Raw genomic sequence first — 12,291 nt, 5'->3', positions numbered from 1 at the left:
GTAAAGGCCAGGCAAAGCTAGGACGTTTGGTTTTTTGTCCTATCGTAAGCAGACTCAAGGAAGTTCAACCCAGTTCATTTGAATCTGATGGTTTACTATCCCCGTATTCGCACTCCCTCCGATGACTTACTCTCAAGCCCTCGCGTACATTTCCTCCCTTGCTCCACGCGGATGGCGTCTCGGCCTGGACCGAATGGAGGAGCTGTGCCGAAGGGCGAATCTCTATAAGGGTTTAGGGGCGGAAGGCGGCCCGCAGTACATCCACGTTGCAGGGACGAACGGCAAGGGCTCCACCACGGCGTATCTCCAGAGCATTCTAGTCGAGCAGGGTTACCGAACCGGTGCCTTCTTCAGCCCCTACGTGATCGACCCGCGCGAGCGAGTCCAGTTCGGCCGGAACCTTATTGCAGAACAGGAGTTGGTAGACCTCGTGCTCCAACTTCAACCCGCAGCTGAGTCGTTCTCGGAGAAGGACTTCGGCGGCGTCACCGAGTTTGAATTTAAGACTGCCCTAGGCTTCAGTTACTGGATTCAAAAGCAGTGCGAGTGGGTGGCGCTGGAGGTAGGGTTGGGCGGACGATTGGATGCCACCAATGTCGTGACGCCTCGATCGACAGCGATTGTCAGCATCGGCCTCGACCACACCAGCATCCTGGGCAACACCTACGCCCAAATCGCCATCGAGAAGGCCGGTATTGTGAAGGAAGGCATTCCCCTGGTGGTGGGCAACGTGCCACCAGAAGCCCTAGAAGTGATCACAAGGATTGCTCAGGAGATGTCGGCACCTTTATGGAGAATTGGCCAGGAAATCCAATTCGAGAACACGGGTTCGCGTCAGATTTCCGTATCGACTCCCAGCAGCACTTACCTGGATTTAAGGGTCGGACTCCCAGGGGCCATGCAAGATCACAATTTGGCCCTCGCCGTAGCCGCCGCTGAAGCTTCTGGGGCCATTATCAACCCCGACGCAGTGAAAGCAGGTGCCGCAAACGCCTCCATTCCTGGGCGATTCCAAAAGGTGCTCTACCAAGGAAAGACCTTCATTCTCGATGGATCTCATAACGAAGAGGCTGCTCGTGTGCTTCGTCAATCTCTGCTAGAGCTGATCGCCAATGAGGATAGGCCGCCCAAAATCCGGCTGGTCACCAATATGCTAAGCGGACATGATCCCGTTGGTTTCTACAAGGAGATTGCCGATCTCGTCCAAAGCGTAGAAGTGGTCCCTATCGATTTCTTCCGAGCGCTGCCTGTTGAAGAGGCCGTAGCGGAGCTTAAGAAGTTGATGCCTGCTGCGAGGGGCCACGCATCCATAAACGAAGCGATCACCACGGTCTGCTCAGAGTCGAGTGATTCCGAGCTGATCGTGGTGACGGGTAGTAACTACGTGGTCGGAGAAGTGGCGCGGTTGATCCTGCGTTAGGACGCAACCAGGGTCCCTTCAAACACAATGTCGCGTATTTCCGGCCGTTGCCGGATGATGCGCATCACGTGGTGGATCTCTGTATCGAGATCCTGAATGCTGGAGTGCTTAAGCGCGGCAATGGTGCCGCGAAGATAGCAAATTCCGTGTGCCACACGCACATCGGCACGGTTGATATCGATACCTCGCTTCGTCAGCTCGGTACGTACCACACGAAGAGCACGAACGTCGTTCGGGTCAGTCATGGAAGATACCTCCACTGCTATTAGACGATGAAAATCACGTGAAGGGGGACTAATTCCTTAGTTAAATATTCGTTAAGTTCGCCGTTGAACTCAACAAATCACTTCTCCCAGAGCACCTGGAACTGGACCTTACTTGCGTGAACCTTGTCCATCAGAATCGTATTCTTCTGAATCAACATCTTCGTGGCACTAAAGATGGGTTCTGCCGTCCCCAAGTTCCTGGCACACATCGGAAACTCTGAACTCGAAAACAGCACACCAAACCGGTGTCCTTTCTTAAACTCATGCGCGGTATCCCAAGGCTCAACAACCGCCGTGTACACCTTGCCTGGCACAAGCGGTCTCACCTTGTCGTAACCTCCCAAATAGGAGCCGCGCTGCTTTCCGGACGCGCCGATCACCCTCACATCGCCGTTAGGGGCAATGTCTACAAAGCTGGCGAAAAGATCCGTGTCTTTCGCCGAAGTCGTGAAGTGGAACGTAACTTTGATTGGCCCCGTAATCGCAGTATCTTTCTTGAGGACATCTCCGATAAATAGCTTCTCGGCGATTTCCTTCTTGCTGATGTTCCCAACCTTCGTCGTCGCTTTGGTTTCGTCTTGTTTCAGCAACTCAGTGGGCACCTTCGTGTCCTTCGCTGGGTCGTAAGTGTATTTGAGGCTAGGATAGTTCCCCAGCTTCTCCGTGAGCACCTTCTTGTTCGACTTCATCGCGAAGTACAACGTCTTTGTCTTGGTTTGCTTACCGGGCCAATCGTCGAGCGTGACCCATTTGTTGGCTCCCGTGACGAACGCTCGGACATGGGGCACCTTTTCGAGGCCGACATTCTTGCCCTTGAGCCATGTGTCGAACCATCGAATGTAGAGGCTGTCCAGTTCGATAATGGCGTCCTTGCCGTAATCCACATCCCCAAGCCGACTCGTGGTGTTAAACGCGTGTACCCAAGGTCCGTAGATCAGCCACTGGTTCTTCCGCCCCATCTCGCGCATCTTCGCCCAGTTCAGCTTGGTCCCAATGCCATCGCCATCCCACCAGCCGCTAATATGCAGCGCTGGAATGGTTACGTTCTTCAGGTCACCTAGCGTGTCAAAGCCCTTCCAATCCTGGATCGTGGTCCGCTTGAGCCATAAGTCGAAGAATGGAACGTTCGCCCCGAGCACAGCATCGTCCACCTTGCTTAGCGGCAGGGTCGCAAACTTGTCCATGTGGGGCAACCCACCTTTCATGTTGCTCAGGTCCATGCGCTTGCCACTCACAATCTTCGACCACCACAGGTCGGAGTACAGCAAGAAGACCCCGTGATCGTAAGGCAGATTCGTCATCGCGTCGGGCGGGGAAACCTGAGGAATGATGCACTTCAGCCCCGCAGGTTTCTCGACAGCCGCAGCCCATTGCACGTACCCCACATAGCTCCCCCCAATCATCCCGACCTTACCGTCGGACCAAGGCTGTTGCGTAATCCAATTGATGGTGTCTGCCCCATCCTTTCGCTCGTGGACAAATGGATCCCATTCGCCGGTGCTGTCCTCTCGTCCCCGACAGTCTTGGCTAATGAATACATAACCGCGGCTTGCAAAGAACTCCGCTTCGCCCATCACCCCGCCTCGGCCATAAGGGGTTCGAACCAGGATGGTGGGGTACTTCCCTTCCTCAACCGGCCTGGCAATCTCGCAAGCCAACTCCGCGCCGTCACGGGTCTTCACCCTTACGTTGGAAAGCGTTTTCGTCTTGTGGGTGGGCTGGCTCAGCTCTGGGTACTTCGCCATGGGGTCCACATATAGATCCTCATAGCCCGAGCGAACGAATCTCAGCTTTTGAGTCGGAACGTTCATGCCCGCGATGGAGCCATCCGAAGACTGGTAATAGCTGATGTCGAGTGCCCCAATCGACACCTGAAACTGCTGAAGCAACTGCCATGCCCCTTTGATGAATAGCTTCTTCTCGGGCAGGCGGGTTACGTTGGCCACCAACTCCTGCCCTCCGTCTACCATGTAGGTTTTCACTTTTACCAAAGCAGGTGACTTGGGCTTGGCAAACTCTGTCCGGGCCGCATTCAGGAGGCTACCCATGAACTGTGGGTGGAGACTTCCGCTCAGCGAGGTGGTTCCTAACACATAGGGCAAAACCGTCTTCTTGCCCTTGTTGTCCACCGTCAGCTTCCCATCCGCGTAAGACATCTTTAACGAAACGCCCGCATTATTGGAGGTGCATTCGTAAGAGAGAAGCTGGTTGCCTTTCATGAGTCCAGAGATATCGGAGCTAATCTTGGTAGACCCCACATTGAGTACGGTCTTAGAAGAAAACTTCCCATCCGGGGCAAGGTCGTAGATGTTCTGTCCAACAGCTGACCCGTTGAGAGAGATCGACATCGTTACCGTTTCTGCCGAGCAGAAACTTGCGGCAGAAACAAGAAAAGCACACACCAAAAAGCGCATGCATTCATATTACGCCTGCGCCTTAACCAGAAGGGGCATTTAGACCCATGTCTAAATATCTAAGTAAATGCCCCCTCAGCGTACCGTCAAGGAACGCTGAGGGGCGAGGGAATTACTTCCCTGCTTTCAACTCGTCAATCAGAGTGTCGAGAGTGTTGTTAGACCAGCAACCCTTGTTTGAGTCGCCCCGAATTCCCATCAGGAAGTCGAGGATAGAACCGCCGCCGCTGGAAGGAACACTGAACTTCCCTTCCAAGATTCGACCAATGTCGCGTCGAACTTCGGTGAGGTGAAGAGCCGTGATCTTGTTGGCAGACTTCGGAATAGCTGCATCAATCGTCTTCGCTAGCTTACGCAGCGCGACCTTTGCCAGCGGCTTGAAGTCGGTCTTAGAAGCACCAGAACCGTTCACCTTGCCATCGATCAACGTGAGGAAGGAGTTGTGCAGGTTGCGTCGGTGAATATCGCTGTTCACCTTGGCACCTGAAACGTCCGACCAGATGCCTGCAAACAGGTCATCAACCAACTGCGAGATACCGTATGCATTCGCTCCGTACATCGCCTCTGCATCGGCCAATCTCTTAAGCCGAGACTCAGAAGTGAGAACCGTTATGAGCAACGAGTTCAATCCGCTGGCGCGATCCACATAACCCGTAGGGCTGATCTTGTTGATAACTGCGGGGGTGAAGATCTCAGAAGGAGTCTTCATACCCGTCGTCGTGAGGAACCGCACAGCCGCACGCTGCTGCGCTGCTGGCACTGGCTTGAACACATCACCACCACGACCTGCATGGTAGTCGGTCTCCACAACGCCGCCCACAAGGTTTGCCATGTGGATCAGCTCGGTCAGTCGCTGATTCTGCAACTGGCTGGCGTACTCGGTAAGTCGAGAGTAGTCCTCACCAAACCGGACAGTCGAGCTCATGAGGTACTTCGAAGCAATGCGATCGATGTTGAGCAGCCCAAGCCGACCTGCTTCCACAGGATCGTTCGAGATGTTCTCGCTCTGAGTTGTTGGATCGATTCCAGAATACTTGTAGTTACCAAACCGAAGCGTCGGGTCAGTTACCTGCCGAGCCAAGATGGTGTCGAGAGTCGACTTCTCATCATCTGGCTTGGTCGCATTAGGAATCGGCTTGTAGCCGTACTCGATCGCGAACTTGTCGTAAGGGCCGATGATGCCGATCATGCTGGTAACACCGTCGCCCGGCTGAGCCACGTAGTTGTACCGTGAATAGCTCATGATCGAGCCCGCCACGCCATGGGTGTCCGTGAACTTAGGATCTCGGAGCTGAGCAATCGAATAAGCAGTGCTCGCTTTGAAGTTATGCTCCAAGCCGAGCGTGTGACCGACTTCGTGGCAAATAACATACTGCAGAAGACGACCAACCATCGCGTCCGACATCGGCAGCTGTCGCGCCTTCGGATCCGTTGCTGCAGCCTGCGAGAAGTACCAGTTCTCCACGAGCTTCACGATGTCGTTCCACACAATAATGTGAGCCGAAATCGTCTCGCCCGAACGAGGGTCCTGAATGGAAGGTCCCATCGCATTGCCCACCGTCGAAGGTGCCCATCGGATCACGCTATACCGCGCATCTTCTGGATCCCAAGTTGGGTCCTCAGCAACGGTTGGAGCATCCTTCGCAATGATAGCGTTCTTGAAACCAGCTTGCTCAAACGCGGGCTGCCAATCTTCAATGCCCTTCTTGAGCCACTCGCGCCACTTCACCGGAACCTCACGGGACAGGTAGTAAACAATCGGCTTCACCGGCTCGCTAAGAGTGGCCGAAGGGTCCTTCTTTTCCAAACGGAATCGGTTGATGAACTCATAGACAACCGAGCGGTTCTCAGGTCGCCCGTACTCTTCAAAGCCAGTTGTGAAGTACCCAATTCGAGAGTCCTTCAGACGTCCCATCATCGGCTTGCTAGGCAACTCAACAAGGCTATAGTGAACCACGATAGTTGCAGCACTTGCCTCAAAGCCCCCAGGGACGATCATCGTTAGCTGAGATCGAGTCTCGATATTGTGTGGGAAAGCAGTCATGCGCTCGATGTAGGAACGACCTGGATCAACACCCACGCCTCGAACGGCACGCTTCACGCTGAAGTCCTGAGGATCGCTCAAAAACAGCTGCGAGACATCAATGACTACGGACTTACCTTCGCCCTCGGTCTGGATGTCGAACGACATGATGATCGGCTCGATGTTGTTGGCTTCGACACCCAACTTGGTGCCCTCATCGCCGACAGCTCTCAGCGAAGGGTCCACATTGCGCATGAACAACTTGTTGCCTCGTCGAGTGAACCGAATGACGCGAATGCCGGCAGCGGTTCCTGGATAGCCAAGGGCCTTCGGAAGCTGGGCAACCTCAGTCTGCCACAGAAGTTCCACGCCTACCTTGTTGGCAGGGATCTCCCAGAGGGTCTTCTCGTCAATCTTGTGGACCTTGAACAAACCCGTCTGGGTCTTGGCCTCTTTGGTGACGACGTCCTCGTACTTCTTAAGATCACTGGGCTTAGCCGCAGGTGGCTTAGGAGCGGTCTGTTCCGGCTTCTTGGCTGGAGCGTCTGTTTTGGCAGGAGGCGTTTGTGGATGAGCGACACACACCGAAAGGGCAAATGCCACAGCGAGTGCTTGAGTTTTAAGAGAGCTAATGTGCATGTTCATTGCTGAGAGTTCCTAATAGGAAAGGAGCAAATCACGACGAACGCAAATTCGTCATTTTCACCAGTCTACAAGGATCGTGCGTATTTCATACGTGCCAATTTCTTGCATCTGTTCCTTAGGGTAGTGTCTGCAAATGGGACGGGCTGGATTTTTTGGGTTTCGAGCACTTGCTGCTGGGACAATTTCACTTGCAATCATTCAAGGATCGCTGGGCCAAACCACCAAGCGAACCCTCAAGCTGGAGGACTACAAGTCGTGGGAAGTTCTAGGCGAACGATCCATCTCCAACGACGGTCGCTGGCTCACGTACATGCTGGGACAGGTTGATGGCGACCCCACACTCATCGTCAAGAACAACGACGAACCCAAGGTCATCCGAGTCAAAAACGGCGCCCGCGCTCAGTTTAGCGACGACAGCAAATGGTGCGCCTATCTCACTGGCCCAGGCAAAGCAGAGGTGGATAAGCTGCGGGAAGCCAAGAAGCCACCAGAACTGAAACTGACCCTTCTCAACCTGCCTTCAGGTGGAGAGCGTGTATTCGAAAACATCAGCCGCTACCTGTTCATCAAAGGCAGCAAGACCCTACTCGCCCTCAAAGCCCACCCAGGCGGTCGCCCCGATGGAGGCTCGGACCTCATCGTTGTCGATCTAGTCGGTGGCTCCACACTCACCATCGGCAACGTCGCCGATGCCTTCCCCAACCGCAAAGGCACCCTCGTCGCCTACACCGTCCAATCCGACAGTGGCGAAGGCGGAGTCCAACTGCTAGACCCCAACACTTTCTCTCTCAAAACCGTCTACTGGGGCAAAGAGCAGATCCGCCACGTTGACTGGGCCAAAGACACCGACACCCTCGCGTTCCTCGTTGGCAAATCCGACGAAACGCACGAAGGCGACTGGAACCGCATCTTCGTCGCGCACGATCTCAACAAGAAGCCGACCTTCGAAATGTTCGACCCTGAAGGCAAAGACGGCTTCCCCAAAGGATTCCGAATCTCCGAATCCAGGCCGCTCCAGATCAGCGACGACGCCACCAAAGTCAGCTTCGGCATGGCACCCTGGGCCGAAAAAAAGAAGCCAGGCAAACCTGGCGAGAAAGCCTTCCCCGAGGTCTGGAACTCCAAAGACATCCGAGTCGTCCCTCAACAGCGCCTCACCGCCGCAGCCGACCGAAACCGGGCCGACCTCGCGATGTGGAAAGTCGGCTCAAATGCCGTGCTACGCGTCACCGAATCAGACTCAGAAAACGCCTACGTCCTCGATGACTTCGCCCACGCCGTAGTGCTCTCCACCAAACCGTACGAATCCGCCGCCACCAACGGCTTCGGCTACCTGGATATCTGGGTTGTCGATACCGACACCGGCAAACGAACGAAGGTCGTCGAGAAAACCCACTGGAACCCCTCGGCCAGCCCCAAGTCCGGCTACCTGGCCTATTTCAAACAACGAAACTGGTGGGTCTACAACATCCAGAAGGACACGCACCACAACCTCACCGAAAGCATCCGAACCACCTTCGAGAACACCGAGGACGACCATACGGTTCCTGAGAAACCACCCGCAGGCGGCCCCATATGGCTTGCCAACGACGCCGGTCTTCTCCTAAACGACCTGTACGACGTCTATCTGTTCCGCTCAGGAATGCCCGGCTACACGCAAATTACCGACGGTCGCAAAGAGTTTCTCCAGTACCGCTACACCGAGATCGACATCGACCCAGAAAAAGAAGGACCCAACATCAACCAGCCGATGTTCTTCTCGATCTTTAACCGGAAGACGAAGGCCAGTGGGTACGCCACCTACGACGCCCTCGGAAAGGGCAAGACTCTTGCTTTCGACAACATGCGGATCTCCAACCTTCGCAGAGCCAAAGATGCTGATCGCGTTGTGTTCCAAATGGAGAGCTTCGAGAAATCTCCTAACCTGTATATCACCAACCTCGCCTTCTCCGCCATCAAACCCGAGAGCAAAACCAACCCGCAGCAGGCCAACTTCCTGTGGGGCAAAACCGAACTGGTGGATTACAAAAACCGCTGGGGAGTTCCGCTGCAAGGCACGCTCATCTACCCTGCCGACTACGTCAAAGGTCGCCGGTACCCCATGGTCACCTACATCTACGAGCGGCTCAGCGACAACTTCAACGCCTATATCGGCCCCAACGAAGCCAGCGCCTACAACCCGCAGGTCCTCAGCCAAAACGGCTACTTCGTGTTCATGCCAGACATCGTGTACAAAGGCCGAAACCCAGGCCTTAACGCAGTCGACTGCCTGGAGCCCGCCATCTCCGCTGTCCTCGCCAAGCAGGTCGGCGTCGATTCCGAGAAAATCGCGCTCATGGGCCACTCGTGGGGCGCGTACCAGACAGCCTTCGTCACCACGGTCAGCAAAACTTTCAAAGTGGGCGTCGCCGGAGCACCTCTCACCGAGCTCACCAGCATGTACAACACCCACTACTGGAACGTGGGAATCACCAACCAGGTGTTGCTGGAAACAGGCCAAGGCCGCCTAGAAGTCCCCTTCTGGGAAGACCCCAAGACCTACATCGCGAACAGCCCAGTCTGGCAGTCGCAAAAGCGGACCGCCCCCATCCTCATCACATTCGGCAACCAAGACGGCGCGGTGGACTACCACCAAGGAATCGCCCTGTACAACACCCTAAGACGTATGGGCAAGGACTGTGTGCTCCTCATTTACGATGGCGAGAACCACAACTTCACCAAGCGCCCAGACCAGCTAGACTACGCCCGGCGCGTACGCCACTACCTGGACGTGTACCTAAAAGGAGCCAAGCCAGAACCCTGGATCTCCGACGGAGTCCCTTACATCAAAACCCAAGACTGATGGAACTGTGCTGCCTCCCTGAAAGCGGAGGCAGCACAACCCTCACTCACCGTAAACAGAAACGATCTTTTGCCCGTTGATCAACTCCTCATGAGTCACCGACTCTGAGGTCCCCGCCTGGCCACCCACTTCCCGCTTTACAACCGTCTGAGTACTCGGGCTCCATCCGCTGGACTCGATCTCCAACGCACCACCCGACTCCAATTCCACCTTCGCATACTCAAAGATCGGAGCACCCAGCGTGTATTCCGGCTTACCAGGACATAGCGGATAAAGACCCAACGAACTCCAGAGATACCAGGCCGACATCTCGCCGTTGTCCTCGTCTCCAGGGAACTGGTCAGGCGTATAAAGCTCATCCATCACGCGACGCAGGTACTTGTGCGCCAGATCAGGCCGACCCGCTTCCACAAACAGATACAAAACGTGATGCACCGGCTGGTTGGAGTGTGCGTACTGCCCAAAATTGGCCTGCGCCATCTCGGTCATCTCGTGGATCTCAAAGCCGTACTCACCCACGGAGAACTTAGGCTCAATCTCCATCATCTGGACCAGCTTCTTCACGAACGCCTCAGCGCCTCCGTTCAGCTCAATCAGCCCTTGAGGATCGTGCGGCACAGCCCAAGAACTCTGCCACGCTCCACCTTCCACATAAGGCCCACCCCATCGGAACTCATCAAAGTCGGCCCACCTACCGTCACCGTGGCGAGCGCGCATGAACCCAACCGAGGGGTCGTACAGATTCCGATACTTCTGCGCCTCTTCTCGATACTTCGCGGCAACATCACTCTTACCCAGCGCCGCAGCCACCTGCGAGATACAGAAGTCGTCGTACGCATAGTCCAACGACCGCGCGACCGCCCCCTCGCACGTCTCCTCGGCGACGTATCCCAGCTTCAAGTGATCCAGCACACCCAAGCGACCATAGCTGCCCGAAGGATGCCCAACTTGAGTCGCATGCTTCAGCATCCCCTCTAAAGCCAGCTCCGCATCGAACCCCTTCACGCCCTTCACCACCGCATCCGAGATGATCACGTCCACGTGAGTGCCAACCATACAGCCCCGATACCCTGGGCTCGCCCATTGTGGGAACCAGCCACCTTCCTGATAGGCCGCATTCCAACCTTGCATCGCCAGCGAAGAACGCTTCCGGTCGAACAGGTTGTACCAAGGGTAAACGGTTCGATAAGTGTCCCAGAACCCGTTATCCGTCACGGCAACGCCCGGCACAACTTCACCGCTATAAAAGCTGTAATGGTGGGCTACGCCCTCCTGATCAAACTCATGCGTCTCGCGTGGGAACAGGTTCGCCCGGTAAAGACACGTAGCAAACACCTTCAAAGCGTTCGCATTGGGCGTCTGAAGCTCAAACTTCTCGTAAACCTTAAGCCAAGCGTCCAGCGCGGTCTCAGCCGCAGGAGCAAACTCCTGCTCTAGGTTCAACCGAGCCTGCTCGTAACCGATAAACGAAGTCCCTATCTGAACCGCTGTCACATCCCGATCGACCAACTGAACCAAAACGGAGAACTCGGTCTCCTCAAGAACCTCAAAGTTCCCATTTAGCCGAACCACGTAGTAACATGCAAACCCCTCAGGCGCGCCCCCAGAGTTTTGGGAACTGGCCACATGGATCTCGTTCAGATCCGCGCGAACACAGACGGTGGTATGCCCCTTTTGCCCCTCAATGAACAGCTGCGAATGACGCTTGTCCGGATAATGAAGATCGATGTTCGCACAAGAACGGGTCGGGGTCAGCTTCGCACGGATTCCGTACCGCTGTAGATACACATCGATCTCGTGCGGACGAAAAGTCGCCTGATAGCTGGAAGCCCGGCCATCCGCATCCAACCGCTGCGCCCCCGTTAAAGGAAGAATCGTCAGCCGACCGTAATCGCTGATCCAAGGACTCGGCTGGTGGGTCGCCCGAAATCCCTGGAACTTCTTGTGTGAAGAGTTAAAGAACCAAGACCCCTCACTCGTCTGAACAGCCCAATGCGTCAGCCCAAACGGCATCGCCGCAATCGGAAGCGTATTCCCCACCGAGAACCCAAAGTGAGATTGTGTGCCAGCCAAAGTGTTGACTAAGTCGTAAAGTGCCTGTCCTTTCATTGCGTTAAAAAACCCACACGAAGCACCGGCGAGTTTACTGGAAACCACCCCAGCAACATAGGCCCAATCCCGCGGTTTCTCAGCCTGATTCTCTCGGCGTAGTTCCAAACCTTGGTTACTGAGACTGTGTGCCCTATCAGCGGGCCAAACGACGCGCTACTAACGCCTGACATCCCTTGCCGCAATACACCAAATTTTTGAAGTAGAGCTATCAACCTAACCCGAGAGGACACACATACCGATTCCGTCCGAAGCATCCCGAATGGGATGCCAGAAAGTAGCCCTGGGTCAAAGACCCAGGGAAAGCCCCTCATCTACCCGACCCCGAAGGCGGTCGCAGAATGCCTCACTTCCGGAAACCGCAATCCCTCCCGAGCCCCGAATGGGGCGCTCCGTCCCAGCGAAGGGCAAGCGAACGCGCAGCCCTGGTACGAAACCCACATCCTTAGTTAAAGTGTTGTAGGCACGCTCCGAACTCCTTACAACCTCGCATGATGACAGGTCTTTAGGTCAGCCAGGAGGCGCAAGCCTTGGGAAAAACAAAAGCACCCCAAAGATAAAACCTCCGGTTA

The 12,291-nt window shown here is 55.3% G+C and carries 7 protein-coding genes; 3 read left to right on the top strand and 4 right to left on the bottom strand.

Going from position 1 to position 12,291, the window contains the following annotated elements; all coding sequences use genetic code 11:
• Positions 1 to 121 precede the first annotated feature (121 nt).
• Positions 122 to 1,420 carry a bifunctional folylpolyglutamate synthase/dihydrofolate synthase gene (locus tag ACZ51B_RS19275; RefSeq protein ID WP_464294972.1) on the top strand — a complete coding sequence of 433 codons (1,299 nt, stop codon included), beginning with the start codon at positions 122 to 124 and terminating at the stop codon, positions 1,418 to 1,420.
• On the opposite strand, the gene ACZ51B_RS19270 is transcribed toward ACZ51B_RS19275, so the two are convergent.
• The 3 genes from ACZ51B_RS19270 to ACZ51B_RS19260 form a co-directional block, all read right to left on the bottom strand.
• Positions 1,417 to 1,665 carry a hypothetical protein gene (locus ACZ51B_RS19270; protein ID WP_464294971.1) on the bottom strand — a complete coding sequence of 83 codons (249 nt, stop codon included), beginning with the start codon at positions 1,663 to 1,665 and terminating at the stop codon, positions 1,417 to 1,419. The genes ACZ51B_RS19275 and ACZ51B_RS19270 overlap by 4 nt on opposite strands.
• A gap of 98 nt (positions 1,666 to 1,763) precedes the next feature.
• Positions 1,764 to 4,034 (bottom strand): CocE/NonD family hydrolase, encoded by a 2,271-nt coding sequence (locus ACZ51B_RS19265; protein WP_464294970.1) that lies wholly within the window; start codon positions 4,032 to 4,034, stop codon positions 1,764 to 1,766.
• A 178-nt stretch (positions 4,035 to 4,212) separates the two neighbouring features.
• On the bottom strand, positions 4,213 to 6,768 hold the full coding sequence (locus ACZ51B_RS19260) for a zinc-dependent metalloprotease (RefSeq protein WP_464294969.1): 2,556 nt from the start codon (positions 6,766 to 6,768) through the stop codon (positions 4,213 to 4,215).
• A 133-nt stretch (positions 6,769 to 6,901) separates the two neighbouring features.
• Here ACZ51B_RS19260 and ACZ51B_RS19255 point away from each other — a divergent pair, with 133 nt between their 5' ends.
• Positions 6,902 to 9,610 (top strand): alpha/beta hydrolase family protein, encoded by a 2,709-nt coding sequence (locus tag ACZ51B_RS19255; RefSeq protein WP_464294968.1) that lies wholly within the window; start codon positions 6,902 to 6,904, stop codon positions 9,608 to 9,610.
• 42 nt (positions 9,611 to 9,652) lie between these two features.
• On the opposite strand, the gene ACZ51B_RS19250 is transcribed toward ACZ51B_RS19255, so the two are convergent.
• Positions 9,653 to 11,719 (bottom strand): GH92 family glycosyl hydrolase, encoded by a 2,067-nt coding sequence (locus tag ACZ51B_RS19250; protein ID WP_464294967.1) that lies wholly within the window; start codon positions 11,717 to 11,719, stop codon positions 9,653 to 9,655.
• A gap of 267 nt (positions 11,720 to 11,986) precedes the next feature.
• On the opposite strand from ACZ51B_RS19250, the gene ACZ51B_RS19245 reads away from it, so the two are divergent.
• Complete coding sequence (locus ACZ51B_RS19245; RefSeq protein ID WP_464294966.1) at positions 11,987 to 12,172, top strand: hypothetical protein; 186 nt, start codon at positions 11,987 to 11,989, stop codon at positions 12,170 to 12,172.
• The last annotated feature ends 119 nt before the right edge of the window (positions 12,173 to 12,291 follow it).

This window comes from Fimbriimonas sp. LA-C6, assembly GCF_055398105.1.
The sequence above is the reverse complement of the archived record's forward strand: the minus strand, read 5'-3'. Positions and strand labels throughout refer to the sequence as shown.

Excerpts from the sequence above, each read along its gene's own strand:
- ACZ51B_RS19270 (WP_464294971.1), bottom strand. The coding sequence starts at position 1,665 with ATGACTGACCCGAACGACGTTCGTGCTCTTCGTGTGGTACGTACCGAG.
- ACZ51B_RS19250 (WP_464294967.1), bottom strand. The coding sequence starts at position 11,719 with ATGAAAGGACAGGCACTTTACGACTTAGTCAACACTTTGGCTGGCACA.
- ACZ51B_RS19255 (WP_464294968.1), top strand. The coding sequence starts at position 6,902 with ATGGGACGGGCTGGATTTTTTGGGTTTCGAGCACTTGCTGCTGGGACA.
- ACZ51B_RS19265 (WP_464294970.1), bottom strand. The coding sequence starts at position 4,034 with ATGTCGATCTCTCTCAACGGGTCAGCTGTTGGACAGAACATCTACGAC.
- ACZ51B_RS19245 (WP_464294966.1), top strand. The coding sequence starts at position 11,987 with ATGCCAGAAAGTAGCCCTGGGTCAAAGACCCAGGGAAAGCCCCTCATC.
- ACZ51B_RS19260 (WP_464294969.1), bottom strand. The coding sequence starts at position 6,768 with ATGAACATGCACATTAGCTCTCTTAAAACTCAAGCACTCGCTGTGGCA.
- ACZ51B_RS19275 (WP_464294972.1), top strand. The coding sequence starts at position 122 with ATGACTTACTCTCAAGCCCTCGCGTACATTTCCTCCCTTGCTCCACGC.